Origin of the sequence: Micromonospora ferruginea (assembly GCF_013694245.2) — a bacterium.
GTDB classification, from domain to species: Bacteria; Actinomycetota; Actinomycetes; order Mycobacteriales; family Micromonosporaceae; genus Micromonospora; species Micromonospora robiginosa.
Map to the genome: position 1 here is coordinate 6113879 of NZ_CP059322.2, position 22979 is coordinate 6136857.

The following is a 22979-nucleotide window of genomic DNA, read 5'->3' on the forward strand; positions in this document are numbered from 1 at the left end:
CCCTACCCCTTCCTACGCGGCGTGCCAGACGAGCGACCCGTCTACCGTGCGGTCCTCGTTGATCGCGATGCCGGCGGCGGTGACGACGTAGATACCTGCCGAGGTGACCCGCAGCGCCGCCGGCGCCCCACCGGACCAGTAGAGGGCGGTGGACTGCACCGGGAACGTCGGCTCGAACCCGGCAGGCACGTTCGCGACGCGCGTCGTGGCGCCGGCCGGAATGGCGCCGGTGGTGCGCTGCACCTTCAGGTTGAGCACGCACACACCACCGCGCCGCTGGAGCGAGTTCTCCGTCGCCGAGAACCCTGAGACCATCGTCACCGCGACGATCCCCGAGTCGTCGACGGCGTTACGCCACGTCGTGCCGTCCGAGAGAATCCACCGGCCGGTGTCGGTCTCGAACGCTGTGCGGCCCTTCTGGTGCGGCGGCCTCGTCGACGACTTGCACAGGATCTGCCCGTCCTCACCCAGATACCAGGCCCGCTCCGTGACCGCCGAGCCGGCAAACGTGGTGGCGCCGTTCGCGACCGTGACCGTGGCCAGCTCGATCTCGTAGACACCGGAGCCGGCCGACGCCGGCGTGCGGGTGGCCGCCGGCGCGCCCGCCCCCGGGGTGCCCTGAACGATCTGCACGGTGCAGGTCCAGTCGGCCCGGTTGAGGCGCAGCACCACCAGGTCCACCCTGGTTGAGCCGGAGGAGTTCGCGGCGACGGTCTTGGTGACCACGGCGGCGTCGTTCTGCCAGCCGTAGCCGTCGACAACCGCCTGCCGTGACACCCGGATCCGGATCTCCCGGGTGCCGCTGCCGTCGGCGTAGATCAGCGGCTGATCGGCCGGGTCACCGATCAGCCCTGACGGCAGTGCCCGGCCCAGCAGCCGCTCGTGCTGAAGCTGGGTCACCCCCGGGTTGGGGTAGGAGGACTCGGCCATCAGATGGTCTCCAATCCGGCGAGCCGGCGGGCCAGGGCCCGCGTCACCTTCACCCACGCCGGATCGGCGGAGGCGTCCTGCGAGCCGACCAGCGCGGTGACTGTCTCCCCGTCGCGCGGGCTCACCTCGAGGTGCACGGCGCGGACCACGTCGGCGACCTCCGCGCCGGAGTTCAGCTCGACCGACACGCGGTCGCCGAGCTGGTAGTGCGTGCCGTACCGCTGGTCGGGGGTGTCGACGGTGACGCTGGTCAGCCGGGCTGTCTCGGCCGACCGCTCCAGCTCTTCGTCGCCGGCCTGATTCAGCTCCGCCGCGGCGGCGGCGGTGGCGTCGGACTGCCGCTGGTCGACGAACGTCTCCAGCCGCCACCACTTCGCGACCGCCGGGCTGTTGACCCGCTCGACGATCACCCGCGACGTGCCGACGTCTTTCCCGCCGACGATCGCGACGGTGGCCGTCGGGGCGACCGGCTCGTACGAGTAGGAACGCAGGTTGCCCAGACCGCGGCTGAAGCGGACCGCGCCGTCGCCGCTGGTCCGATTGACCGGCGCGTACACCTGAAACTCGATCGTGGTGCCGACCTGCTGGGTACGGAACCCGAGCCCGCCTCCGGCGATCGCCGCCGACCGCAGGGCGTCGCCGAGCGCTTCGAAGCGAGTCCCGAAAGTGATGCTGGCGCCGAGGCCGGCGCCCGCGCCGAGGACCAGCTGCGGCACCCGCCGGACCGTCAGCGCGCCCGGGCCGGCGTTGAGGTTGACCAGCGACCGCATGATGTCGCCGGCCTCGTCCGTGGCCGTCCACCTGGCGGTCGACGTCTGCGCGGTCGCCACAGCGGCGGGGTTCGGGTAGGTGACCCGGCCGGCGATGAGCGCAAGGTCGTCGGTAAATCCCACGCTGACGGTGCCCGGGTCGGTGTCGGCTCCGTCGACCGACCAGCGTTGCGGGCCGGCCCGCTCGATCGGCCCGGCCGCGAAGATGACGCTGTCGCGGATCACGACCACCCGGTTACCACCGGCGGCGATCAGCTGAAGCAGCTCCGGCCGGGCCGGCGCGGTGAACGACCCGGAGCCGGGCTCGTTGAACCGCAACGTGACGTCCAGGTCTGTCCATCCGGAGACCGGGTCGCCGAGGACGTTGAGGTTCCGGTCGGTGATGAGCAGGGTTGTCCGCGCCGGCGCGGACAGCATCAGAGGCATGGTCAGGCCGTCTCGTATCGAGGGACGTAGGACAGGGTGATCGCCGTGCCGGCGGCCGCACCGGCGACGGCGAACTCCACGTCGTTCAGGCCGGGCTGCAACGCCCACAGCTGCGCGCCGGGCCAGGTGAGCTTGCCGGTCCAGTTCGCGCCGCCCGGCCCGCGCACGGCGGGCGGGTCGGTGGTGATGGTGGCGACCTGCCCGGAGGTCAGGGTGCCGGTCAGGGTGAACGCCTCACCGGTGGTCCGGTTCGTCGCGACGAGCGCGGTGGCCGGCCCGACGATCGTCCAGGACGGCCAGGCCTCGATGTCGCCCTCGTTGACCGCGGTCGCGACGCCGAGCACCGACGACGGCGAAACCGTCAGGTACGGCGACAGGTACGACACTGCCGTGCCGTACGCGTACGGCAGGCTCTGCGGCCGGATCGCCCGCCAGAACGGATCCTCGCAGTAGAGGCTCAGCACCGCCGTGTCGTACGTGTGGCCCTGGCCGGGCTCGCCGTCGAAGCCCTGCTGGTAGTAGCAGGTAATCTCCCGGGCGTCGCCGTTCGGGCGTAGCACCCGCAGCCGGCCCGGCCCGAGCCGGCGGGTCTGGGTGAACGCCCGCGCGAGCGCCCGCCATCCGGCCACCAGCTCCAGGTGAGTGTCCGCCCGCACCCGCAGCGGCCACGTGATCGTGCGGGCCTGCGGCTGGATGTGCCGCACCCGGGTGCCGCCACGCGGGTGGTCGTCGGCCACGATGTTGATCGGCGCCGCGCCCCACCCGGTCACCGCGTTCAGCGTGAAGAACAACGTCGAGTCGTTCGTGAGCGGCCACTCCGTGCCGTCCGGGGCGATCCATACCGCCACCGGCCGGCCCGGGTCGATCGGCGGCGGCGCCGGTGTGGGGATCGGTGACGGCGGGTCGACCGGCGGCGGTGGTGTCGCGATGGTGCCGACGTAGACGGGCATCTACCGTGGCCTCCCCACCCGCGCGAGCGCGTCCTGCCGTGCCTGGTAGGCCTGGAAGTCGGCCATGGTGGCCGTGGCCGTGCGCGGCTGCCAGTAGTAGTGGTTGCTGACCTGTCCGCCGGCCGCGCCGCCGCCAGCGGTCGCCGCTGGCGCGAACCGCTCCCAGCCGCCCCACCAGTTCTCGATCGCGTACCCGACCAGCGCCCGCGTCCGGGCCATGTCCCCGAACCGGGGGGCGAACAGTTCCCCACCGGTCTGCGGTTCCGCCCACGCGTACCGGGCCGGGCCCTGCGGCGCCGCGATCTGCGCCTCCCGCAGCAGCCCGGTCGCCGCGTGCTCGTACACGCCACCCCACCGGTTCTTCAGCTGGGTGCCGCCCGGCACCTTCAGGTCGCCGGTGCTGGTCCAGCGGACCGTGCCGGAGATGTAGATGTGCTTGTCCTTCAGCTCGTTGATCTTCGCCTTGAGCGCCTCGACGGCGGCCTTGGCCTCCGCCGTCGTCGCCCAGAACGGCACCGTCTTGCTGGGCGGTACCGACCTCACGGCGAAGTTGAAGTCCTGCACCTGCCCGGTCGCCTTCGTGGTGCCCGGAGCCGACACGTTCGTCGACACGTTGCCCGGCACCGCCTTGTACTTGCCGATCAGCGCGTCGACTTCACCCTTGGTGTAGCCCGCCTGCAACATCGTGCGACGCAGCCCGTCGATGTCCTTGACGTACTTGCCGTTGACCTCGTCGAGAGTCTCGCCGTGCTCCAGCCGGGCATCCCGCAGCGCCTTGATCCGGTCGACCTGCTCCAACACCGCGGCGATGTTGTCCCGGCCAGCCTGGGTGTTGTCGTTCAGCGTGCGGGTGCCGTCGCGCAGCTCCTCCTTGACGTCGGCGATGCCCTGCTTGTAGGCCAGCAACGACTTGTCGTACGACATCTCCTGCTCGAACAGGGCGTCGAACGCTTCCTTCAACTCCTGCACCTGGTCGGCGGCCTGGCCGGCGGCCCCGCCGACCTGCTGCACCCCGCCCGCGGCGCCGGTCGAGGCCTTCCCAGCCACCTCGAGCGCGGCCGCGTACTGCGGGAACAGCACCTTCAGCTCCTCGATCGAGACGCCGTCCTTCGCGGCTGCCTCCGCGAGCCGGTTGAACGCGGCCGCAGCCTCGTCGGCCTTACCACCCGAGGCGAGCTGCGCCAGCGCCGAGTCCATCGCGTCGACGCGCTCCTTCGTGCGGGTCAGCGAGGTGTTGGTGCCGTCCAGACCCGGGATGATCGCCTCGAGTCCCTCCTGGAGCCCCTTGGTCCACTGGCGGCGCGAGTTGTCGGTGTCGGCCAGGAACTTCAGCCCGACCGCCAGGTCCTGCATGTCCGTACCCAGCACGCGGGCCGATTCGCCGGCGAGCCGGCCGGTCTTACCCCACTCGCCGAGGCCTCGGGCCATAGCGTCGATCTGCGGGTTCAGGTCCTTCTGCATCGCGCCGACGGCCGTGCCGGCCAGCTCGAACGCGGCGAACGCCAGCGTCACCCGACCCGCCCACTTCGCCGTCGTCTCCAGCCCTCGGGCGGCCCGCTGCCCCTGCGGGCCGACCTCGCGCAGCTCCTCGAGCATGTCCCGCGTCGACCGGCGAACCCGCACCCAGCCCGCGCCGAGGAGCATCGCCCCACCGGCCACCCCCGCCATGACGGTGAGGGTCGACGTCAGCGCCGGCGGCAACTGCCCCAGCTCGTCGACGAGCGCGCCGGCCGCCTGCACCAGCAGCCGCAGGCCACCATTCGCTCCGGAGCCGGCCTCGATGGCCATCGTTTCCAGCGATCCCTTGAGTTTCTCAACGTCGCCGGCGAGGTTGTCCATCTTCTTCGCCGCGACGTCGGCGGCGGCACCCTGGTCGTCGACGGCCTTGACGTAGTCCTGGATGCCCTTCTCGCCCAGCTCGTACATGATGTTCGCCGCGCGCATACCGTCCGCGCCGAAGATCGCAGCGAGCGCCGCGTTGCGCTGCTCCTGGGTGAGCCCGCCAAGGGCCTTCTGCAACACCCCGGCCAGCCGCGTCGTGCCGATGAACTCGCCGTTCGTGTCGTACGCGGCGATGCCCAACTGGTCCATCAGCGCCCGGGCCTTATCCGTCGGCGCCTGAAGCATCATCAGAGCGGTCTTCAGCGACGTGCCAGCGTCCGAGCCCACGAGCGCCCGGTCGGCGAACGCCGCCAGCGTGCCGACGGTCTCCTCCAAGCCCATACCGGCCGCGTTGGCCGCCAGGCCGCCCTGCTTGAGCGCCTCGCCCATCTCGTGCACGTCGGTCGCGGACTTGTTGGCCGCGGCCGCGAGGACGTCGGCGATGTGCCCGACGTCGGCGCCCTTGAGCTTGAAGACGTTCATCGTCTTCGCGGCGATGTCCGCCGACTCGGCCAGGTCCAGCGACCCAGCCGCGGCCAGGGCCAGGGACCCGTTGAGCGCGCCGCCGAGGATGTCGGAGGTCTTCAAGCCGGCCTTGGCCAGCTCGGCCTCCGCCTTCGCCGCCTCGGTCGCGGAGAACGCCGTGTCGGCCCCGGCCTTCAAGGCGGCCTGCCGAAGCTGGTCAAGCTCCTTGCCGGTGGCGTCGGAGACCGCCGCGACTTCCGACATCTGCTTGTCGAACTTCGCGGCCATCGCCACGGCCGCACCGAACCCGGCCGCGGCGACGAGACCCATCCGAGACGCCTGGTCAGCGAGCGCGTCGAGCCGGCCCGCGCGAGCCGCCTTGTCCAGCTCCCCGCGCAGTTCGGACGTCGCTGCGCCGGCCCGACGTAGACCAGACCGGAACCCGGAGACGTCGGCGGCGAGGCGCACTCCAACCGTCCGTAGACCAGCCACCGGTCACCTCCGCTCAGCGTGCAGCAGCAGCGCTTCCGGCTGCGGCGAGTCCTTGTACTCCGGGGCCATCGCGCGCAACGCCGTGGTGGCGAAGCACCGGCGCGGCGGCGGTACCGTCCACTGGCCTTCCGACTCTGGGTCGGCGCACACCGACAGCGGCCGGCCGCAGTGCGGGCACAGGCTCGCCCGGTGGGCGGCGAGCGCGAGCATCCAGCCGCGCTCTTCGTCGTCCCATTCCGGCTCTCGGGTCGTCACCGACCTGACCAGCCGGCCCTGCTCGTCGTACTCGTGCTCGGTGACCTCCTCCGGCTCCCAGCCCATGAACCGGCGGCGGCTGATGTTTAGCCGTTCGGCCGTCTCGACGCGGGCCCGGAGTTCCGGGTCGTCACGGAGACGGCCGGTCAGAAAGGGATGTCGGCGATCTGCCGGGTCAACTGGAACGCGACCGTGGCCAGACGGTCGAGCTGTCGGGAGGTGAGCACCCCCAGGGTGGTGTCGTCGCCGAGCAGCGCGGTCCAGTCCTCGTCGTCGAGCTCGGGGTCGACGACGGCCAGGCGCACCAGCGCGGTCGGGAACGTGTCCCGGTTCCAGCCGGACTCGTCCGCCTCGATCGTCTTGCCGACGGCGTCGACGCGGGCCGGGTGGTCCCGCAGCAACTGCGCGTACCGCAGATCGTCGAGGCCCCGCAGCCGGAAGTCGACGGCGAACTCGTCAAGCCGCGCCCGAAGGTCGGCGACCAACTGCTCGGCGTCGGTGACCGAGCCGTTCCCGGCGAGGGAGTCCGCCGGCTTCTGGGCCTCCTCGAGCGCGGCCACCGCGGCCTCGTACTCGTCGACCAGGTCGAGGTCCGCGCCGAGCCACACCCGGACGGTACGAGTGGTGGGGCGGGCGTTCTTGATGCGGTCCTTGATGTTCATGTCCAGCCCTTCGCCCAGCCCAGGAAGGTGCGGGACGGCCGAGCCGGGCTGGTGGCCCGGCCGCCCCGGTCACTGGTCAGGCGACGACCGCGTCCGTCGCCGGCGGGAGCGTGATCGGCGTCGGCACCTCGTACTTGCGTACCGAGTTGGCCTCCGGCGCCAGCTCCTTACGGCGCCCGCAGGTCACCGGGTACACCTCGAGCGGCTGACCGGACGCCCAGGCGGTGGTCTCCGCGAGATCCCGCCGGATCGCGATGAAGCCGCTCGTGCCCCGGGTCAGGGTGTTGCGCGCGGTATCGGGGGCGGTCTGCTTCTTCATTCGCAGGCCCGTGCCGCTGTAGCTGTCCCGGCCGATGGTCTTCGTGTCGAAGGTGCTGGCCAGCGCCGAGTTGTCGACCTCAGCGGTAGTGGCCTCGAAGCCCATCAGCCCGTCCGGGGTGATCACGTACTGAAGCTGGATGCCGGCGTTCAGCTCGGCGGCTGTCGGGCTGTTGATGTTCGCGATGGCCCCCACCCACGAAACGCGGGTCATGCCATCGGCGAGGACGTCAGCCATCGCTCATCTCTCCTGTCCCGCCTCCGGCGGTCGTGGTGTCGGTCTGCACGGCCGCCGGCGCGGCCGAGGTCTGCTGCGGGACCACCGGGTTCGGTTCCTCCGGCGGCTCGCCCGCGCGTTTCCAGCCCCGCTCCAGCCAGTCGTCGACCGCGGCGGCCGGGCACTGCCACTGCCCGCCAGTGCCCGGGTGGATCAGCCACACGTGCTCGTCCACGGTCAGAGCCGGAACAGCTCGTAGGTCAGCCCGGTCTGCGACGAGCTGGTGACCGTCGCGACGCTGGCCGTCGGGTCGATGGCCGACAGCGGGATCAGCAGCCGCCGCACGCCGGTCGCCGGGGCGGCCACCGCCGAGGCGGTGCCCGGGTTGCCCGACGGGGTGCGGCCCGGGTCGAGCACGGTGATGTTCGACGCGGTGCCGGTCGTGATGACCCGCAGCTCGCAGCCGTTCGGGCCGAACTGGCCGGCGGCGATCGTGTCGGACGCGGTGGGGGTGATCGGGTTCGGCGTGGTGCCGGTGGTCGTGGCGGACTGGGAGGTGAGCGCAGCCATCGGCGGCGTCCTTTCAGGTAGGTCCCGCCGATCGGCGGAGGGTGATCTCTTGCGAACGCGCGGTACGGTGCCCGGCATGACTCAGCAGCACGAATCGCGGTGGAGCCTGGCCCACACCGGGAACCGGGTCCTGCTCGCCGTCCTGGTCGGACTCGTCGTGTCGTTCATCGGCCGCCAGCTGGACCTGATCCACGGGGCGGTCGACGTGCTGATGTTTCTGCTCGTCGCGGCGGTGACGTACGGGCTCGTGACCCAGTTCCGGCCCGGCCGCCGCTAGGCCGGCTCCGACTCCAGCCGGTAGACGTCAACGCGGTCCATGACGGGCGAGCCGGTCGAGTCGTCGCGCTGCGGCGGCTGCCCGTCCTCCCGGCGGATCGGCCAGCACTGCCGGCCGGCCACCGTGGGCCGCACGTTCAGCAGCGCCGCCCGGACCCGCTCGCCGACCGATCGGGACGCCGACGCGGTCAGGCCGACGCTGTGCACGTACGCGCGGAGCACGTACCGGGCCGGCCGGCCGGACAGCGGCCGCGAGTCGGGCTCCTCCGGATCCGCGTCGGCGAAGTACACCAACGCGTAGGGCGGCGGCTTGGATCGGCCCGTCGCGTCCTCGGGGACCGCGCCGTCGTAGACGGCCAGCGGGCCGGTGCCCGGCGCGGCAGCCAGCAGAGCCAGCACCGCGTCGGCGTGGGCGCGGATCACCGCTCCCCCAGCAGCCGCACCGCCAGGTCCTCCATCGCCCGTTCGAACCGCGGCAGTTCCGCGTCCGCGGCCGGGTTGATGTGCGGGCGTGGGGCGTTGTTGACCGAGCCGAACTCGATCAGGTTGCCCAGCGCGCCCTGCCGGCGGCCCTTGTCCGGGCCGATCTCCGCCTCCGGTCCGACCGGCGTCTCCCGGGTGTCGTAGGAGATCGACCGCGGGTACGCCGGGGCGTGCCGCAGCCCGCCGACCCGCCGCTGCGCGTCGGTCTTGATGTTCAGGACCGCCCGCTGCACGACCTTGCGGGCCTCCTGCGGTGCGGCGGTGACCACCTCGGCGAAGTCGTACTCCAGCTGGCGCAGCTCCCGGGTGTCGATCTCCATCAGCTCGTCATCTCCTCCACACCGAGGCGCCGGGCGGTGGCCATGCTCTTCGCCGCCTCGTCGCGGACCACCAGCTCGCGGCCAACCAGGTCGGGGTCGTACGTGCAGGCGGTCAACTCGACCCGGTCACCGGCGCGCACGCCAGCCGACGCCACGACCGGCAGGTGCAGCTCGCGGCGGACCATCAACAGCGACGCCTCACCGGCATCCGAGGGCCGGGACTGCACCGCCTGCTGCTGCACCTTGCACCGCCCCTCGTAGAGGGTCGTGTAGGTGGGGGTGACGTTCCCGTCATCGTCCTCGGTCGCGCCACCGGCCCGCCGGATCCGGCACTGGTCGACCATCAGCCGCTCCGCCGCCCGGCGGGCCCGCGCGAGCGCGCCGCCCGCGCTCACTGCGGTGCCACCAGCCGCGCAGAGCGGGCGGGCCGGCCGTACTGGCCACGAAGCCGTCCCATCAGGAACGGACTCGCCTCCATCCGCGCCGCCATCGCTTCGTACTGCACCGAGTAGTCGTCGATCTGCTCCCGTGCCACGCCGAGCGATCCCGACGCGGCACCGGCGGCCAGCGACAGCACCGCCGAGCGGGCCAGCTGCAGCCGCTGGTCGCCGGTCGGGTACCCGTGGGTGTAGGTCACGGTCACCCCGGACGGCTGCGACAGCGGGTAGCCCAGCAGCGTCGACCGCCACCCCGACGGCCGCCACAGCCGCCCCCGGGACAACTGCGCCGACCAGTCCGTCACCGGCGACGACCCGACCAGCACGGTGGCCACCGCGGTGACCGGCCGTTGCGGCAGGCGTAGGTACGCGCCGACGTCGTGGCCGTCCAGGTCGATGACCACCTGGTCGTTGACGACCTGCACGATCCGCTGGCCGCCGCACACCGCCTGCACCACCGCAGTGGCGCACTCGATCAGCAGCGCCTTCGTGTCCTCGGGGAGATCCGGGTCGACGCCGGGTAGGAGGGCGAGGTCCGTTGCCGTCGCCAGCTGGTCAGCCATCGAACCTCGCCCCCTCTCAGCGGTAGAACTGCGGACGTCGGACCGTCGCGGCCTGGATCTCCGCCGGGCCCTTCCGGTTGTCCGCCAGCACGAACGCGCTGTTCACGTCCGGCTTGGTGGTGTTGCCCGACCCGACCGCAGTCCGGACCACGTACGTCTTCCCGCCGTAGGTGACGGTCTTCCCGACCGCGTAGGCGGTGCTGTCGGCGTACGCGGTGGCCGCGCTGCCGTCGGCGCCGCCACGGACGGTGTACTGCGACCGGTCGGCCTCCGGCGACCAGCCGAGGAACCCGTTGGTCGCAGCGGCGGACAGGCTCTCCGAGACCAGGCCGGGGGCCTGCGTCGGGACGCCCATCAGCCGGTCACCTGCGGCGGCGTGTTCGTCGCCTCCGCCGCCCTGGCCGCCGCCTGCGCGTCGGTCTCCGGGGTGGGCTTCCCGGCGATCACCCCGCTGACGGTGTAGTTGTCCAGCGGGGTCGGGTCGACGCGCTCCCCGAAGTACCCCTGGTCGTTGATCTCGTCGAAGTTCGCCTGCACCTCGTCGGCGCTGGCCTTGACGTCGGCCGCGTTGCCGCGGCCACCGCTCTTCGCTGCCATCGCTGGCACCTCCTGGGTTACGCGGCCTGCTTCATCACGGCGAACGGGTACCGGTTGCCCGCGACGGGCTGGTCGTAGTTGAGGGTGTTCGCGACCTGGAAGGCGCTGCGGAACACCACCCGCAGGGCGACCATGTCCTGCTGGGCCAGGTTGTACTGGATGACCCCGGAGCCGTCCTGGATGACCGCCTGGTCCAGCACCTTGTAGGTGATGTCCTGGCGGATGCCGAGGATCCCCTGGGTGAAGTCACCGGCGATCGCCTCGACGGCGCCGGTGGCCGGGGCCGGCCACAGACCGCGCATCGGGTAGCGGACCTGCACGCCGTAGACCGAGTTGGCGTTGACCTCCGGCAGCTGCTGGCCGTTGGCGTCGCGGACGTTGCGCAGCAGCCCCTTGTACGCGGTGTTCGCGGCGATGCCGTTGACGTCGAAGCCGTCGGCCTCGACGGTGGCGAACAGGTCGGAGAAGTAGCCGCTGATGCCGGCCTTGTCGGTACGCGGGGTGCCGACGGACCGGTTGACGACGTTGCCGGCGCTCGCCGCGTCCACGGCGATCGCGGCCGGCCAGCTCGCCGGCTTGTTGGTGCCGAAGATGACCGCCGCGTCCAGGGCCCGGGCGATGGCGTCGCGCAGCAGCGGCATCACGTTGCCCCACACGTCGAACGACGCGTCGTCGAGGACCGCCTCGGGGATCGGCACGATCGCCGCGATCTCCTCGACGTTGAGGTACTTGTTGGCCCAGTCCACCTGGGTGGTCTGCTTCAGGCCGGTGTCGCCGTTGACGAAGTACGCCGTCGGCAGGGCGGCCAGCACCGGCATGCGGGTCTGGTTGGTCGACATCCGCACCTGCCGGAACATCTGCAGGGCCACGGAGTCGTTGGCCAGCCCGTCGAGCAGGTCGTTGGCGACGACCTCGGGGATGAGCGCCTGCGCGCTGGTGCGCGAGATCAGGTTGTTGTACGGCACTGGACCTCCTGATGATCAAGCAGCGGGCCCGTGCCGTACGGGTGCTGCTGGTTACTGCCGTCCGGCGGCCTGCCGGATCAGCGCGTTCATGTCGGGCGCGGCCGCCGCGGTGGTGCGGGCCCCGCCGTCGAAGTTCGGCGGCCGGCGGACGCCGATCACCTCGAGGAGCCGGTCGGCGTCGGCGGCCAGCTCGTCTTCGGTGTCGCCGCGCAGCCGGTCGACGAGGTCGGCCGGGACGCCCTTGGCGGTCGCGACCCGGTATCGGGCCAGGGCCTGCTCCGCTGCGGCGGCCCGCTGCTCGGCGGTCTGCTGCGCCTCGGTGAGCTTCTGCAGTTCGGTCTTGTCGCGGTCCTCGAACTCCTTCAGCCGGGCCTGCGCCTCGGCCAGCTCGCGGGTCGCTTTGCGGGCCTTGGCCCGCTCCTCCTGCAGCGCCTTCTTGCCGGGGTCGCGCAGCTCGTCGGGCGCCTGGTTGGCCTGCTCGCCGGACTCCGTCGCGGTGTCCTCGCCGGCCGTGGTGATGCTGTCCTCAGCCATCGCGGCTGCTCCTCGTGCTCGCCCCGCCCTCGCGGCAGGGGACGTCAGGTGATGTAGCCATGCAGCCGCAGCAGCCGGATCGCGTCCTTGCGGTCCCGGGCGTCGCGGTAGATCTGCTCCGGCATCAGCCGCGGCCGCCGGCCGGCAGCTTCGGTGGTGAACAACCGGCCACCTGCGACCTGCGTCCCGCGGCGGGCGTTGACTACCTTCGCGAGGTCCGCGCCGTCGCGGATCGCCGCCGCACCGGCCGCCGTGAACGCCCGATCCTGCTCCTCGCGAGGCAGGCTGGCGAAGTATTCGCGCGGATCCGTGCGTAGGTCCCCCGCCCGGTCCTCCCTGGAGGGGATGTGCCGGCAGTCGCAGCGAGGATGCCGGCGGAATCCGGCGTTCCACCGATACCAGCGGCCGGCCAGGATCACGCACCGGGAGCACGACCGGCCGACCAGCAGCCGCACGTACCCGCCGCAGTCCGGCCGGGTCACCAGCGCCACCTGGTCGGCGGCGCGGCCCGCGTCGGCGACCTGCGTGCGGGCGATGGCGTCCAGGGCCAGCTGCCCGCCGGCGAGCGCCCGCCCCACGGTCGCGCCCTGCCTGATGCCGGTCAGCGCGGTGACCGCCGGCTGGTAGAGCAGACCGGCGAGGTCCCGGCCGTCCGAGGCGACGCCGGCGAAAGCCGCGACCTGCAGCCGGCCCTCGGTCGCGCCGGTGAGTCCCTGCGCTTCCAGCGCGTCGTCGACGTACACCGTGGCGGCCGCGGCCGCGAGCGCCTGCCCGGTGGACAGCACCTGCACGGCGGCCGGGAGGCTGGCCTGCCACGACCCGGCGATCGCCTGCCCGTCGACGCGCCGCCACAGCCGGGCCAACTCCCGGGCGACCCGGCGCGCCAGAGCCGCCTGCCGGCGGTAGTGCGCGGCCGCGACCTGATCGACACCCACCCGTCAGCCCTGCACCAGGTCCTGCTGGCCCAGGGATCGGGTGGCCGCGCCGATCGGGTCCCGCTCCGCCTCGGCGTCGAGCATCTGCGACCAGCGGCGGATCTCCTCCTGCGAGGCCCCCCACCGCTCCCACAGCGCCTCCACCGGCACCTGCAGCGTCTGCCGCGCCTTGACCAGCGCGTCCATCAGCTCGCCCTCGGTGCGGAACTCCGGGTTCCGCCAGATCGCCTCGATCCGCTCACCCTGCCCGGCCAGCTGGGCAACCCGCCGCGCCAGGCCGGCCGCGTCCTCCGCGCCCTCCCCGGACGTACGGTGCCGCTGCCGGACCTTCGACACCAGGCCGCTCTCGCTGGCCTTCAAGGTCTCCCCGTTGACGTTGCTCATCTCGCCGAGCAGGTACTGCGCCGGCGTGCGGGTGCGCGACGCGACGTCCTTCACGTCCTCCCGCTTCGCACCCGAGTACGGGTCGAGCGGCGCCGCGTCCCACTGCCCGAACCGGGTCTCCTCCACGTCGGAGGTGACCATCCGGTTCCGGCCGACGTCGATGCGGTTCTCGTTGCCGTCGTCGTCTTCCTCCGGGAACCCGGTCGCCCACTTCTGCGGGAACGCCCCGAAGTCCTGCGTCATCAGCCGGTCGGCGAGCGTCTTGTGGATGCGGTCCTGGATGCCGATCACGTCGGCGATCTCGCTGACCCCGCCCGACAGCAGCCGCGGGTTGTTCGCGATCTCGACCAGCGGCACCTCGCCGAGCGGGTTCGGCGCCGGCCAGCTCTCACCGGCCACCGCGCGGCGCCGCCACTGCGGGTTCGGCACCGCACCGGAGCGCGGCGCGTCGGCCTCGTACTTGAAGATCCCGTCAGGCAGGTAGAGCGTGGCCATCAGCCGGCTGGTCCAGTCGTCGAGCCACACCTTCAACCCGGCCGCCCGGACCTGCCGGGCCGTGCCCGGCGCGTACTCGACGATCGCCTGGGTCGGGTGCTCGGCGTGCAGCAGCGGCCGGTCCGGCCGGTCCGGGTTCGGCGCGACCAGCAGGTACGAGCTGCCGCAGATCGCCGACTCCAGCAGCACCTGGTCGAACAGGCTGTCCATGTTGCTGGCCTGCCAGATGTCCCACGTCCCGGCGTCGGCGTCCGGCTGGTCACCCACCCGGAAGCCCTCGATCTGCATCCGCTCGACCATGCTGTCGATGACCAGGCCCATGTAGTTGGCCTTCGTCAGCTTCAGCAGCCGCGCGAACTCATCCTGGGCCTGCTCCGGCAGCCACGGCAACCTCGGCGGCTCGCCCCGGTAGTAGGCGTCGTACAGCTCGAAGGTGCGTGCCTGCTCCTGCAGGCGCCGGTAGAGCCGGCGGACCCACCAGTCCGGGGTCAGCGGCTGCTCAGGCTGCGTCACCGTCCCCCCTCCCTGGTCAGTAACCGCGGGCCTTGCCCTTGACCTTCGTCAGCCCGCTCTTCTGCATGCCCGGCCACAGCAGCGCCGCAGTCGCGTCCGACGCGGCCTCGTGCACGAGGATCGACGTCACGCACGCGTCGATCTTCTGCGTCTGCGACGGCTTCCCCAGCACGTACCGCTGCCCGGCCCGGGCCAGCTTCCGCGCGTTCCGCACGTGCGTCGCCGTGGCCTGGCAGCCGTCATGCGTGAACGTCGAGGCCTGCTTCACCACGTCGGTGTGCAGCCGCACCGCCGCGTCGTGCATCTGCGTCAGCCGGTACGTCGCCCACCGGATGACCCGCTTCTCGCCGTACGCCGCCGACCAGTCGTCGATCTCGGTCTTCCAGTCCGGCGGGTCGGCGTAGAACCGCACCACCTCGAACCGGGTGAACAGCTCGTCGACGGCCGCCCGGACCTCCAACCGCGGCACCTGCCCGCCATGGCGCGCCGGATCCCACACGGTGGGGAGCCGGTCCGGGCCGTACGTCGGCGTGAACTGGTGCCCGTCGGCGGTCTCCGCGCGGATCACCGTCCAGTCGTCGACGTCGGAGCCGTCCATGCCGAGGCAGATCGCCGTGCCGTCAGGAACGGTCCGCGCCGCCGCCCGGGCGTCCCACTTGTCGCCCTCCAGCCACGTGCCGGCGCCGTAGACCAACCGGTTGCCGTAGTACCGCTCCGCCTGCGCCGGGTCCTTCTCGGCCAGCTCGGCGGCCTCCGCGTCGATGCTGTCGACGTCGTTGTGCGGGAACCCGGCGTAGTTGAACGCGTGGATCCGGCGCCGCTCCCGCTTGTTGCGGTACGACAGGTTCGCCGGCGGCGGCTCGTAGAACCGGAACACGTCGCGCGCCGACGACTCGTACGTCCGCTGCGCGACCGAGTCCTCCGACGGGTCGTACGGGTTCGTCGTCTCCATCGACCGGCCGCCCATGCCGGCCGCGCCGCGCCGCTGCGTCTCGGCGACCTTCCGCAGCTTGTTGGAGTCGTTGTAGAGGCCCGTCTCGTCCTGCATCGCGAACGTGACCGGGTTACCGAGCTTCGACAGCGCGCCCGTGGTGACCGTGTCGATCTCACCCTCAAGGCCGATGCGGACCATGTCCTCACCGACGCGCATCAGGTCGGACAGCGGGCCGAGCCGGATCATCGCCTTGATGTGCCGGTAGATGTTGTCGGTCTGGTCCTCCGACGTCGCCGTGATCTGGATCAGCGGCGTCGGCCAGCGCATCCCCTTCGGCTCGCCCGGCTCGTACGCGTACACCCAGCCGCAGCCGCAGCCGTTGTCCGCGCACCGGTAGACGTCGCCCGCCTCCGCCCAGCCGGCGAACAGCGTCGGCCCGCCGCCCTCCGCGAGGCAGATCGCCGCCGACCAGGGGCCCTTGCCGATCTTCTGCGGCCCCATGATCTGCGACCGCCGGTAGTGGAACGCCGGCCCGAGCAGCGGATTCTCCGGCCGCCACACCGCCGTCGGCTTCACCCGGTAGTGGTTGACCGTCCACCACAGCTGCGTCTCGTACAGCTTCAGCGGCCCGCCGCGGCCGAACCGGTCCGGCTGCGGGCAGTGCCGCTCGATCCAGTCCGGGACGATCCACAGCGCCGGGAAGTCGACGACGTACCGGTCAGCTGCCATCGGACGGCACGGACCTCAGCAGACGCTGCCGCGACGACGCCGCCGGCGTGGCCGCCCCGTCGGTGCCCGTCGGCGTCTGGCCGGCCGGCGCGGCCGCGGTCGTGCCCGGCCCGCCGCCGATCTGCCACCGGTTGCGCAGCAGCCCCGGGATCGTCAGGCCGAGCGCCTCACCGAGCTGCCGGACGACCACCACGGTGGCGACCGGCGCGTCGGGCTGCTCGGCGCGGACGAACCGGCGGCAGTACAGCGCCACCTCGTCCTCCTGGCCGAGGACCTCCCACCGGGTCGCCTGCGGCTTCGCCCACAGCTTGGCCCACAGCTCCAGCTCCCGGCCGGACGGGTTAGGCAGCGGCCACTCCGGAGCCGGACCGGGCCGGCCGAGGATCGGCAGGACGTGCCATCCGGCGTCGGTGCCGCGCAGGCGAGCGAGGGCATCCGGGTCCGGTGGCGGCCCTGATCGGGCGCGCGCTCCACCACTGGGCATCTTCGATCATCTCCCTCGGCGCGCATCGCGCGGCACCTCGGATGGCCGTCACATCGCGTGACGGTCGGGTCGGTTTGAACCGTGCCGACCGGACAGAGCCCTCCCCGGCGGTCCGGTGGCCTGCGGGTCTTGGGGGTCACCCCCCACCCCTCGTCACTCAGCGTTAGGTCGGGGAGTCGCCGGGCTCGTCGGTCAGGTGCGCGATGACGGCGAGGTCGATCCAGTCGGCTCTCTGTCGCAGCTCCTCGACCGTGGTGTGGTATGCCACGGCGGTCTCGTACTGCTCGGGCGTGAGGTCGTCGCCCATCGCTAGGGCTACGGCCTTCACCTCGTTGGCTCGGCCTCGTAGGAGAGCGACCAGGTCGGGGGCGCTGAGGTAGACCGTGCCGTCGATGGTGCGGGCTTCGATGGTGGCGGTCACCTGGCGTTCCATCCTCCGGGCTGGGCGACTGCGGTGTGCTGGTCGTGGCATCCCTTGCACAGGCCGCGTCCGCGTCGGTGGTCGTTGGGGTTGAGCCCTGCGTCGACCAGTTCCTTGCGGGACAGGGGGTGGTGGTCGGCCACGGTGCTGGGTCGTAGGCACTGGGTGCCGTGGTCGTGGGCTTGGTCTTCGCAGACGCAGAGCGGGTCGCGTCGGAGTACGCGGCTGCGGAACTGGCGTTCGTGGCGTTCGTCGTAGCCGCGTTGGCGTGCGGTGCCGCGTTGCTGCTCGGCGTTGGTCTGGCATCCGTGGCATCGGCCGGTGGGCACCAGTTCGGGGCAGCCGGGGGTTGAGCAGGTCTTGAGGGCGTGGGGCACGATCTTCGCTCCGCTCCCGCCGGACTTCGCCTCCGGTGAGGGGTACTACACTTTCTGTAGCAACTGCTGATCAGGTGTCCTGATTGGCACCGTCCATCACAGAGAGACCGAGCACGTGACCAACCCTCGTACTGCGCCGGGCGTCGTCGTCCAGCGCAACGCCAGTCAGTTCGATCGCCACCCCACGGCGCTGAAGATCTACGTTCACGACGGGCACCTCTTCGTCCAGAGCTTCGACGCGGACATCGCCATCTACGCGCCTGGTCAGTGGTTGAGCGCGAAGCACGGCAGCGGCCGCGACGAGCAGGTCGCCTCGTAGCTGCGGGCATGCGAACGGCCCGGGAGCTGGGTGCTCGACCGGGCCGTTCGTCAGTTTTCGGGCAGGGTCTGCCTAGGTGTTGGAGTGATCAATAGGATGCGGCGGTGAGGGCGCGTTCGTCAAGTCGGCGTTTGCGGCCGAGGCCGGAGAGGTACTTCTCGGCTTCCTTGGCCTGGGCTTCGTCGAGTGGGTAGTAGACGGTCTGACCTGTGCGGATGCGGGTGAGTGGGCGTGGTTCGCGGTCGGGGTTGGCCCAGTTGCGGATCATGGCGACGGTGATGTCGGGGCCGAGGGCAGCGGCGATCTGCGGGGCGGTGCCGTACTGACGGCCGTCGAGGCGAATCACGGCCGGCTGAGTCCCGGCCAGGGCTTGCGCAGCGGCACGGTCACCGTCTCGCGCAGCACGTTGTTCGTCTCGACGACGACCCTGCCGTTCTCGTCGCGGACGAACTTCTCGATGGTGAGGGTGTCGTCTGCGATGGTCATCTTGGCGTCGACGGGGATGTCCTTGGGGTCGAGGCCGTTCTCGGTGACCCAGGCGGCGACGATGCGCCGGTGGGGTTCGGCGAGGCCGAGCGGGAACTGGAGGTCCACGGTGTGATCGTACCTTTCTAGGCCGCGTTGCTGCTGGTCACAAGGGGGTGGTCGTGGCCCCAGATGTGCGGAACGCCGGCGGTGGGCTGGGCCGTGGTGCAGGGGCAGTCGGGTCCGATGCAGACGCAGTCGCCGGTGCAGGTAACCGTCCAGGTGGGGCGGGGTCCGGTGGTGTGGCTGGTGAGTTGGCGGCGCGCGCAGCGGGGGCAGCGGATTCCGGGGATCGGCTGGCCGGCGGGGTCGAGGTGTAGCACCTCGCGGATCTGCTGGTCGGCATCGTCGAGCCAGCGGGTCAGCTCGCGGCAGGTGGCCGGCCGGAGTGTGGGGATCGCGGCGGTGAGCGCGTCGAGGGGGTCGCCGGCGGCCTGGAGGTGGAGGCGGTCGGCGAGCCACGTCAGGGTGCTGGTGGTCGACGCGGCGAGGCGGGCGAGGCGGCCGTCTCGGACTTCGGGTTCGAGGGTGCCGACGGCGGCGCGGCTGGCGGGGTCGCCGTGGCCGCCCTTACCGGTCGGGCCGGGGATGGGTCGCCAGGCTTGGATGGCGCTGGCGGCGGCGGTGATGCGGGCGTCGTTGAGGCGTGCAGCGTGTTCGCTGGTGACGGCGGAGTCGAGGTGGCGGCGGGCGTCGGTGAGGTTCTGGGCGGCGCGGGTGGCGTGGAGCTGGTGCGGGTGGTTCACGATGCGCTCCGGCGGAGGTGGAAGAGGCATTCGCCGCCGTTGACGGGGTCGGCGGCGAGGACGGTCTTGCCGGCGGCGTGGCAGGGGATGCAGAACCCGACGCCACGCAGGGTGCCGACGGTCAGGTCGGGGGTGCCGGCGACGAGCCGCAGCAGCCGGGCGTCGCCGGTCGACCCACCCTCATCAGAATCCGGTTCGTTCGCGGCCTCGCCCTCGCGCGAGTGGGTGACGGCCGTACGAAGATCAGCTGTCGGTTGGTCGGGTGGTGTTAGAGGTTTAGGTACATGGTTGGTGGCAGCCCGCGCCGTGGGCCGCACGGTGTCCGTGGAACGGGCCGCACGGTCGTCGGTGCGGCCCGTGGAGTGGGCCGCACGGTCCTCGGTGGTGTCGTCGCGTGCGGCCTGTGGGGTGGGCCGCACGGCGGGTTCGGTGGTGGGGCGTGCGGCCTGCGCCGTGGGCTGCACGTCGGAGTTATCCACAGGCTGTGCAGCCAGCGCGGTGGGCCGCACGGTGGTGTCGTCGGTGGGGCGTGCGGCCTGGCGGCTGGGCCGCACGCCCCGCTTCGCGGATCGGATCCGCTCGATCTGCCGTTCGATGTCGGAGGGCGTCGGGACGGGCGCGCCGTCGGTGACGGTGAGCCGGTATTCGTCGGCGCGGCCGCCGAGGGTGCCGTGGCCGACGCGCTCGATCCACCCGGCCTCACGCAGGTCCGCCAGCGAGGCCTTCACGGTGTTGTAGCCCAGCTCGCACACCACGGACAGGCGGGCGATGCCGGGGAACACCTTGGAGCCGTCCTCGTTGGCGTAGAGGGCGAGCATGACCGCGACCAGCTTGGTGGTGCGGCCGAGGCGGGCGCGGCGGATCAGGTCCAGCCATTCCCACCGGTCGACGGGGCGGATCGTCATCTGGTGGCCGTGCCTTTCGGGTTGTGCGTGCGGAGCTGGCTGGTGCGCGCGGGCTACCGGCCGCGTTTCTTGCGGGGTGCGGGGCCGTGGGCGGCGGATTCGCGGTGGCAGCCGTTGCAGCGGACGGGGTAGACGTCGCGGCCGCCGATCCGGTCGGGTTGGCCGTTGGGGAACAGGTAGCCGCCGCACGGCGGGCAGGTGCCGACCGGGGCGTGCTGGGCGAGGGCATCCATCCAGGGCGCGGCGTTGATGTGGCGGCGGTTGTCGAGGAGGAACCGGCGCCAGATGCCGCCTCGGCCGGGGACGTGAAGCAGCGGGGCCTGGTGGGTCATGGCCGCACCGCGCCGACGGGGAGGGCGGCGAATAGGTCGAGCTGCTCGGGGCCGGCCGGGCTCGCCGGCGGCAGGGCGCAGCCGATCGGCGTGCAGCCGCAGGGGCAGATCCAGCGGCAGGGCCGGCCGGACCGCCACACCTCGGTGGAGCGGACGCCCCACCCTCCGGCGACGAGACCGCGGGCGTCGGTAATGCGGGTGTCGCCGTGGGCGCGCGGAGCACCGCCCCAGGCGACCACGTTGCACTTCTCGTGCCGGCCGGCCTGGCAGTGGCCGCAGACGCCCCACTGGCACGGACAGACCGACTGGTCCCGGGTGCCCTTGCGATAGGCGGGCGGGAGGACGACGTCGCGGATCCAGGTGGCGGCGTCGGCGGGGATGGCGGTCATCGGCTGATCCCGGGCAGCTCGACGGTTTCGATGGGCCGGAAGTCGGCGTCGTCGCACCGGTCGTACCAGCCGCAGTCCGGGTCGCCGCAGTCGCACGGGCAGCCGTGCCAGCAGCAGCCGCCTTCGCACTCGTGGCAGCGCCCCTCCTTGCACGGGTCGCAGGTGAGGCCGTCGTCGGGCTCGTCCACGGGTCAGCCCTCGGCCTGGCGGCGGGCGCGGGCCCGGTCGGTGACGGGGACGCCCTTGCAGGAGTGGGTGACGGGCCACACCCACTTGCCGCAGCGGTCGCATTCGGTGCGGCCGTCGCCGGGGTCGGTGTCCGGGGTGGTCGGTTCGCTCACACCTCTTGAATCGTTGGCGGGCCCGGAAGTGCAACAGGCTGCCTCGGCGAGCAGTGCCCGCCACCCGTCGATGACCTCGGCTCGGATCCACCCGGTGTGCCGCCCGCCGCCAGAACCGAAGGGGACGCCTTCGTCGCAGCGGCGAACCACATCGGCGAGGGCGGCGGTGAGCCGGCCGGTCAGGTTGGGTGGAGTGCCGTCGAGCAGCACGCGGCCGTACGCGGTGAGCATCCGGTCGTCGGGCTGCTGGTGGCCGTGCTCGGCCGCCCAGTCGCGGGCGGCGCGGAAGGCGGCCAGGTTGTGCGCGGGCTCGGTCATCGGTTCCTCCAGCGGCGGATCAGGGCGGCGGTCAGGGCCAGGCGCAGGGCCCGGTTGCGGCGTGCGCGGATGCGCAGGAGCGCCTGGTGGCGGACGGCGTCGGCGCGCACGGCACGGTCGGTCACGGGGCACCGTCCGGGCGGCGCGGCCACTCCTCGCCCAGGCCGAACAGGTCCAACCGCTGCGCGATGGCCTCGACGGTCGGGCAGGGCCCCTCGCACACCGGCTCTTCGCAGCCCGTGCACCACGGGCAGCGGCAGTGGCAGTGCTCCCGGCCGCCGCTCGGCGCCGGAAACCAGCCCTTCCCTTCGCAGGACGCGCAGTCCGGATCAGGCCGGCCGGTCGGCGACGGGAGGCTGTAGTGGATGACGATCACGGCGAGGACGACGCCGCGCAGGAGTTGGTCGGTGTCGGGCTGCTCCAGTCGTTCGGCGATGGCGTGGAGCGCCTGGTCGTGTGTGGCGATCAGCGCGCCGGTCACGACGACGCCTCGGTGACGGGGTGGCGGGGGTCGTCCGGCCAGCCGAAGCACTCGACGCACTGCCCGTTACGCAGGCGTGCCGGGTGCATGGTCTGCCGGCCGGCGAACCGGCCGAACACCGACCGCTCGGACAGCTTCTTCGTGGCGGTTTCGGTGGCCACCGTGGCTCCTCTCGTGGCGGGCCCCGCCCGGCCGTGGTGGCCGGGCGGGGCAGTCGGTCAGGGGGTACTAACGCCGGCGCGCCGCTCTTCCAGAACCCGGATCCACAGCTCGCGCAGCGCGTCGAACTCGTCGGCCATCGCCTCGTCGACCTCGCTCACGTCCCGAGCCAGCGACCCGACCGAGCTGTCAAACCCGAACTCGACGGCCTGCTCGATGGAGATCTCGGCCCGGTAGTAGTTGCCGAGGAGCTGCCCGAGGACGCAGTAGCAGTTGTGCGACATGGACAGCTCGTCGACGCGGATCGGGCCGCCGTTGTCGCCCCGGTCGGGCCGATCCGTCTTCCACCAGTCGGGCAGATTGGCGTCCAGCCAGACGACGCCTCGGGCGACCCGGTCCTGAAGGTCCCGGACGGTCAGGGCGGCGGTCACGACGTCTGCTCCGGCGCGCTCTCGGCCTGGGCCATCTCGGCCTGGGCCAGCGCCAGGGACTTGTCGACACGCCCCACCAGCAGCCGCTGGGTGTCGGCGGCGTAGATCGTGGCGTGGATCTGAGCCTTGTGCAGCATCTCCGCCCTCTGCTCTGGAGTGCGGAGGAATGCGTCGCCGTCGGGCCAGAGGTTCTCCAACAGGATCTCGGCCTGCTCGCGGTGCTGCTCGGGCGTCATGCCGCGCCGTCCCCGTCGGAGAACGCCGGCAGCCCGGCCGTCTTCCGCTCCGCCCGCTCGGCGAGGATCTCGTCGGCCGACGCCTCCGGCACCTCCCGCTCGTCGCCGTCCGGCACCACGCTGTCGAACAGCGTCGGGTCGCCGTCGAGGCTCTTCCCGGTCCTGTCCTTGTACAGCTCCGCCAGCAGGTCCCGCGCCCGCTCGTCGTCGCTGTCCAACGGCTCGATGTGCGCGATCGTCGCCGTCGGGATCTTCACGCCCTCGTCGACCTCGTCGGTCACCCGCTTCACCTCGTACGCCACCACGGCGTACCGGGTGCCGCGCGGCTGGTCGACCAGCTCGTGCTCGATGCGGTTGAGGCCGTTGAACTCCCGGTTCGCGCCGGTGAGCTGCGCGGCGATCTTCACTGCCATG

The 22979-nt window shown here is 72.1% G+C and carries 37 protein-coding genes; 2 read left to right on the forward strand and 35 right to left on the reverse strand.

Features of this window, described 5'->3' with window-relative positions; all coding sequences use genetic code 11:
* Positions 1 to 12: 12 nt before the first annotated feature.
* The 9 genes from H1D33_RS27385 to H1D33_RS27425 form a co-directional block, all read right to left on the reverse strand.
* A complete protein-coding gene (locus tag H1D33_RS27385; protein WP_181570443.1) occupies positions 13 to 930 on the reverse strand; it encodes a hypothetical protein in 918 nt (305 codons plus the stop codon).
* The gene (locus tag H1D33_RS27390; RefSeq protein WP_181572558.1) at positions 930 to 2117 is read right to left on the reverse strand and encodes a siphovirus ReqiPepy6 Gp37-like family protein; all 1188 of its coding nucleotides are present in this window, start codon (positions 2115 to 2117) and stop codon (positions 930 to 932) included. The genes H1D33_RS27385 and H1D33_RS27390 overlap by 1 nt, the downstream gene beginning before the upstream one ends.
* An 11-nt stretch (positions 2118 to 2128) precedes the next feature.
* A complete protein-coding gene (locus tag H1D33_RS27395) occupies positions 2129 to 3076 on the reverse strand; it encodes a phage distal tail protein (RefSeq protein ID WP_181570442.1) in 948 nt (315 codons plus the stop codon).
* Positions 3077 to 5752, reverse strand: a complete 2676-nt coding sequence (locus H1D33_RS27400) for a phage tail tape measure protein (protein WP_181570441.1) — start codon at positions 5750 to 5752, stop codon at positions 3077 to 3079.
* Between the two features lie 165 nt (positions 5753 to 5917).
* The gene (locus H1D33_RS27405; RefSeq protein WP_181570440.1) at positions 5918 to 6235 is read right to left on the reverse strand and encodes a hypothetical protein; all 318 of its coding nucleotides are present in this window, start codon (positions 6233 to 6235) and stop codon (positions 5918 to 5920) included.
* Positions 6236 to 6315: 80 nt separating this feature from the next.
* Positions 6316 to 6831, reverse strand: a complete 516-nt coding sequence (locus tag H1D33_RS27410; protein ID WP_181570439.1) for a hypothetical protein — start codon at positions 6829 to 6831, stop codon at positions 6316 to 6318.
* Positions 6832 to 6907: 76 nt separating this feature from the next.
* Positions 6908 to 7387, reverse strand: coding sequence for a phage tail tube protein (locus tag H1D33_RS27415; protein WP_181570438.1), 480 nt, complete (start codon positions 7385 to 7387; stop codon positions 6908 to 6910).
* Positions 7380 to 7601 (reverse strand): hypothetical protein, encoded by a 222-nt coding sequence (locus H1D33_RS27420; protein WP_181570437.1) that lies wholly within the window; start codon positions 7599 to 7601, stop codon positions 7380 to 7382. The genes H1D33_RS27415 and H1D33_RS27420 overlap by 8 nt, the downstream gene beginning before the upstream one ends.
* A gap of 2 nt (positions 7602 to 7603) precedes the next feature.
* Positions 7604 to 7936, reverse strand: a complete 333-nt coding sequence (locus H1D33_RS27425) for a hypothetical protein (RefSeq protein WP_181570436.1) — start codon at positions 7934 to 7936, stop codon at positions 7604 to 7606.
* A 76-nt stretch (positions 7937 to 8012) separates the two neighbouring features.
* Here H1D33_RS27425 and H1D33_RS27430 point away from each other — a divergent pair, with 76 nt between their 5' ends.
* Positions 8013 to 8213: a hypothetical protein gene (locus H1D33_RS27430; RefSeq protein WP_181570435.1), complete on the forward strand. Its 201-nt coding sequence runs from the start codon at positions 8013 to 8015 to the stop codon at positions 8211 to 8213.
* On the opposite strand, the gene H1D33_RS27435 is transcribed toward H1D33_RS27430, so the two are convergent.
* From H1D33_RS27435 to H1D33_RS27495, 13 genes are all read right to left on the reverse strand, one after another.
* Positions 8210 to 8635, reverse strand: a complete 426-nt coding sequence (locus H1D33_RS27435) for a hypothetical protein (RefSeq protein ID WP_181570434.1) — start codon at positions 8633 to 8635, stop codon at positions 8210 to 8212. The genes H1D33_RS27430 and H1D33_RS27435 overlap by 4 nt on opposite strands.
* Positions 8632 to 9015 (reverse strand): hypothetical protein, encoded by a 384-nt coding sequence (locus tag H1D33_RS27440; protein ID WP_181570433.1) that lies wholly within the window; start codon positions 9013 to 9015, stop codon positions 8632 to 8634. Before H1D33_RS27440 ends, H1D33_RS27435 begins: the two co-directional genes overlap by 4 nt.
* A complete protein-coding gene (locus H1D33_RS27445; RefSeq protein ID WP_181570432.1) occupies positions 9015 to 9410 on the reverse strand; it encodes a DUF6093 family protein in 396 nt (131 codons plus the stop codon). Before H1D33_RS27445 ends, H1D33_RS27440 begins: the two co-directional genes overlap by 1 nt.
* The gene (locus tag H1D33_RS27450) at positions 9407 to 10015 is read right to left on the reverse strand and encodes a hypothetical protein (RefSeq protein ID WP_181570431.1); all 609 of its coding nucleotides are present in this window, start codon (positions 10013 to 10015) and stop codon (positions 9407 to 9409) included. Before H1D33_RS27450 ends, H1D33_RS27445 begins: the two co-directional genes overlap by 4 nt.
* Positions 10016 to 10031: 16 nt before the next feature.
* Complete coding sequence (locus tag H1D33_RS27455; RefSeq protein WP_181570430.1) at positions 10032 to 10370, reverse strand: hypothetical protein; 339 nt, start codon at positions 10368 to 10370, stop codon at positions 10032 to 10034.
* The gene (locus H1D33_RS27460; protein ID WP_181570429.1) at positions 10370 to 10612 is read right to left on the reverse strand and encodes a hypothetical protein; all 243 of its coding nucleotides are present in this window, start codon (positions 10610 to 10612) and stop codon (positions 10370 to 10372) included. Before H1D33_RS27460 ends, H1D33_RS27455 begins: the two co-directional genes overlap by 1 nt.
* Before the next feature lie 17 nt (positions 10613 to 10629).
* On the reverse strand, positions 10630 to 11577 hold the full coding sequence (locus tag H1D33_RS27465; protein ID WP_181570428.1) for a phage major capsid protein: 948 nt from the start codon (positions 11575 to 11577) through the stop codon (positions 10630 to 10632).
* Positions 11578 to 11628: 51 nt separating this feature from the next.
* Positions 11629 to 12111: a capsid assembly scaffolding protein Gp46 family protein gene (locus tag H1D33_RS27470; RefSeq protein ID WP_181570427.1), complete on the reverse strand. Its 483-nt coding sequence runs from the start codon at positions 12109 to 12111 to the stop codon at positions 11629 to 11631.
* A 44-nt stretch (positions 12112 to 12155) separates the two neighbouring features.
* Positions 12156 to 13046: a VG15 protein gene (locus H1D33_RS27475; protein WP_181570426.1), complete on the reverse strand. Its 891-nt coding sequence runs from the start codon at positions 13044 to 13046 to the stop codon at positions 12156 to 12158.
* 3 nt (positions 13047 to 13049) lie between these two features.
* Entirely contained in the window at positions 13050 to 14438 is a 1389-nt protein-coding gene (locus H1D33_RS27480; protein WP_181570425.1) for a phage portal protein, read from the reverse strand.
* Between the two features lie 16 nt (positions 14439 to 14454).
* Positions 14455 to 16101, reverse strand: a complete 1647-nt coding sequence (locus tag H1D33_RS27485; protein WP_181570424.1) for a hypothetical protein — start codon at positions 16099 to 16101, stop codon at positions 14455 to 14457.
* The gene (locus H1D33_RS27490; RefSeq protein WP_181570423.1) at positions 16091 to 16585 is read right to left on the reverse strand and encodes a hypothetical protein; all 495 of its coding nucleotides are present in this window, start codon (positions 16583 to 16585) and stop codon (positions 16091 to 16093) included. The genes H1D33_RS27485 and H1D33_RS27490 overlap by 11 nt, the downstream gene beginning before the upstream one ends.
* Positions 16586 to 16748: 163 nt before the next feature.
* Positions 16749 to 17006 (reverse strand): hypothetical protein, encoded by a 258-nt coding sequence (locus H1D33_RS27495; protein WP_181570422.1) that lies wholly within the window; start codon positions 17004 to 17006, stop codon positions 16749 to 16751.
* A 492-nt stretch (positions 17007 to 17498) separates the two neighbouring features.
* On the opposite strand from H1D33_RS27495, the gene H1D33_RS27500 reads away from it, so the two are divergent.
* Positions 17499 to 17702: a hypothetical protein gene (locus tag H1D33_RS27500; protein WP_181570421.1), complete on the forward strand. Its 204-nt coding sequence runs from the start codon at positions 17499 to 17501 to the stop codon at positions 17700 to 17702.
* 88 nt (positions 17703 to 17790) lie between these two features.
* Here the strand turns inward: H1D33_RS27500 and H1D33_RS27505 are convergent, their stop codons facing one another.
* The 13 genes from H1D33_RS27505 to H1D33_RS27565 form a co-directional block, all read right to left on the reverse strand.
* Complete coding sequence (locus H1D33_RS27505; protein ID WP_181572968.1) at positions 17791 to 18048, reverse strand: hypothetical protein; 258 nt, start codon at positions 18046 to 18048, stop codon at positions 17791 to 17793.
* Complete coding sequence (locus H1D33_RS27510) at positions 18045 to 18296, reverse strand: hypothetical protein (protein WP_181570420.1); 252 nt, start codon at positions 18294 to 18296, stop codon at positions 18045 to 18047. Before H1D33_RS27510 ends, H1D33_RS27505 begins: the two co-directional genes overlap by 4 nt.
* 17 nt (positions 18297 to 18313) lie before the next feature.
* A complete protein-coding gene (locus H1D33_RS27515) occupies positions 18314 to 18973 on the reverse strand; it encodes a hypothetical protein (RefSeq protein WP_181570419.1) in 660 nt (219 codons plus the stop codon).
* Positions 18970 to 19878: a helix-turn-helix domain-containing protein gene (locus tag H1D33_RS27520; RefSeq protein WP_181570418.1), complete on the reverse strand. Its 909-nt coding sequence runs from the start codon at positions 19876 to 19878 to the stop codon at positions 18970 to 18972. The genes H1D33_RS27515 and H1D33_RS27520 overlap by 4 nt, the downstream gene beginning before the upstream one ends.
* Positions 19879 to 19931: 53 nt before the next feature.
* The gene (locus tag H1D33_RS27525; RefSeq protein WP_181570417.1) at positions 19932 to 20210 is read right to left on the reverse strand and encodes a hypothetical protein; all 279 of its coding nucleotides are present in this window, start codon (positions 20208 to 20210) and stop codon (positions 19932 to 19934) included.
* A complete protein-coding gene (locus H1D33_RS27530; RefSeq protein ID WP_181570416.1) occupies positions 20207 to 20599 on the reverse strand; it encodes a DUF6248 family natural product biosynthesis protein in 393 nt (130 codons plus the stop codon). Before H1D33_RS27530 ends, H1D33_RS27525 begins: the two co-directional genes overlap by 4 nt.
* Positions 20596 to 20787, reverse strand: coding sequence for a hypothetical protein (locus tag H1D33_RS27535; RefSeq protein WP_181570415.1), 192 nt, complete (start codon positions 20785 to 20787; stop codon positions 20596 to 20598). The genes H1D33_RS27530 and H1D33_RS27535 overlap by 4 nt, the downstream gene beginning before the upstream one ends.
* Positions 20788 to 20790: 3 nt before the next feature.
* Positions 20791 to 21258, reverse strand: a complete 468-nt coding sequence (locus H1D33_RS27540) for a hypothetical protein (RefSeq protein WP_181572967.1) — start codon at positions 21256 to 21258, stop codon at positions 20791 to 20793.
* A 121-nt stretch (positions 21259 to 21379) separates the two neighbouring features.
* Positions 21380 to 21739, reverse strand: a complete 360-nt coding sequence (locus H1D33_RS27545) for a hypothetical protein (RefSeq protein ID WP_181570414.1) — start codon at positions 21737 to 21739, stop codon at positions 21380 to 21382.
* Positions 21736 to 21900: a hypothetical protein gene (locus H1D33_RS27550; RefSeq protein WP_181570413.1), complete on the reverse strand. Its 165-nt coding sequence runs from the start codon at positions 21898 to 21900 to the stop codon at positions 21736 to 21738. Before H1D33_RS27550 ends, H1D33_RS27545 begins: the two co-directional genes overlap by 4 nt.
* 57 nt (positions 21901 to 21957) lie before the next feature.
* Positions 21958 to 22329, reverse strand: a complete 372-nt coding sequence (locus H1D33_RS27555) for a hypothetical protein (RefSeq protein ID WP_181570412.1) — start codon at positions 22327 to 22329, stop codon at positions 21958 to 21960.
* Positions 22326 to 22565 carry a hypothetical protein gene (locus tag H1D33_RS27560; RefSeq protein ID WP_181570411.1) on the reverse strand — a complete coding sequence of 80 codons (240 nt, stop codon included), beginning with the start codon at positions 22563 to 22565 and terminating at the stop codon, positions 22326 to 22328. The genes H1D33_RS27555 and H1D33_RS27560 overlap by 4 nt, the downstream gene beginning before the upstream one ends.
* Entirely contained in the window at positions 22562 to 22978 is a 417-nt protein-coding gene (locus H1D33_RS27565; protein WP_181570410.1) for a hypothetical protein, read from the reverse strand. Before H1D33_RS27565 ends, H1D33_RS27560 begins: the two co-directional genes overlap by 4 nt.
* Position 22979: the final 1 nt, after the last annotated feature.

Bases quoted from the DNA above. Each gene is read 5' to 3' on its own strand.
- H1D33_RS27450 (WP_181570431.1), bottom strand. From the start codon at position 10,015: ATGGCTGACCAGCTGGCGACGGCAACGGACCTCGCCCTCCTACCCGGC.
- H1D33_RS27425 (WP_181570436.1), bottom strand. From the start codon at position 7,936: ATGGCTGCGCTCACCTCCCAGTCCGCCACGACCACCGGCACCACGCCG.
- H1D33_RS27430 (WP_181570435.1), top strand. From the start codon at position 8,013: ATGACTCAGCAGCACGAATCGCGGTGGAGCCTGGCCCACACCGGGAAC.
- H1D33_RS27405 (WP_181570440.1), bottom strand. From the start codon at position 6,235: ATGGGCTGGGAGCCGGAGGAGGTCACCGAGCACGAGTACGACGAGCAG.
- H1D33_RS27560 (WP_181570411.1), bottom strand. From the start codon at position 22,565: ATGACGCCCGAGCAGCACCGCGAGCAGGCCGAGATCCTGTTGGAGAAC.
- H1D33_RS27565 (WP_181570410.1), bottom strand. From the start codon at position 22,978: ATGGCAGTGAAGATCGCCGCGCAGCTCACCGGCGCGAACCGGGAGTTC.
- H1D33_RS27540 (WP_181572967.1), bottom strand. From the start codon at position 21,258: ATGACCGAGCCCGCGCACAACCTGGCCGCCTTCCGCGCCGCCCGCGAC.
- H1D33_RS27410 (WP_181570439.1), bottom strand. From the start codon at position 6,831: ATGAACATCAAGGACCGCATCAAGAACGCCCGCCCCACCACTCGTACC.
- H1D33_RS27530 (WP_181570416.1), bottom strand. From the start codon at position 20,599: ATGACCGCCATCCCCGCCGACGCCGCCACCTGGATCCGCGACGTCGTC.
- H1D33_RS27520 (WP_181570418.1), bottom strand. From the start codon at position 19,878: ATGACGATCCGCCCCGTCGACCGGTGGGAATGGCTGGACCTGATCCGC.
- H1D33_RS27525 (WP_181570417.1), bottom strand. From the start codon at position 20,210: ATGACCCACCAGGCCCCGCTGCTTCACGTCCCCGGCCGAGGCGGCATC.
- H1D33_RS27460 (WP_181570429.1), bottom strand. From the start codon at position 10,612: ATGGCAGCGAAGAGCGGTGGCCGCGGCAACGCGGCCGACGTCAAGGCC.
- H1D33_RS27455 (WP_181570430.1), bottom strand. From the start codon at position 10,370: ATGGGCGTCCCGACGCAGGCCCCCGGCCTGGTCTCGGAGAGCCTGTCC.
- H1D33_RS27490 (WP_181570423.1), bottom strand. From the start codon at position 16,585: ATGCCCAGTGGTGGAGCGCGCGCCCGATCAGGGCCGCCACCGGACCCG.
- H1D33_RS27395 (WP_181570442.1), bottom strand. From the start codon at position 3,076: ATGCCCGTCTACGTCGGCACCATCGCGACACCACCGCCGCCGGTCGAC.
- H1D33_RS27470 (WP_181570427.1), bottom strand. From the start codon at position 12,111: ATGGCTGAGGACAGCATCACCACGGCCGGCGAGGACACCGCGACGGAG.
- H1D33_RS27400 (WP_181570441.1), bottom strand. From the start codon at position 5,752: ATGGGTCTCGTCGCCGCGGCCGGGTTCGGTGCGGCCGTGGCGATGGCC.
- H1D33_RS27415 (WP_181570438.1), bottom strand. From the start codon at position 7,387: ATGGCTGACGTCCTCGCCGATGGCATGACCCGCGTTTCGTGGGTGGGG.
- H1D33_RS27390 (WP_181572558.1), bottom strand. From the start codon at position 2,117: ATGCTGTCCGCGCCGGCGCGGACAACCCTGCTCATCACCGACCGGAAC.
- H1D33_RS27485 (WP_181570424.1), bottom strand. From the start codon at position 16,101: ATGGCAGCTGACCGGTACGTCGTCGACTTCCCGGCGCTGTGGATCGTC.
- H1D33_RS27385 (WP_181570443.1), bottom strand. From the start codon at position 930: ATGGCCGAGTCCTCCTACCCCAACCCGGGGGTGACCCAGCTTCAGCAC.
- H1D33_RS27440 (WP_181570433.1), bottom strand. From the start codon at position 9,015: ATGGAGATCGACACCCGGGAGCTGCGCCAGCTGGAGTACGACTTCGCC.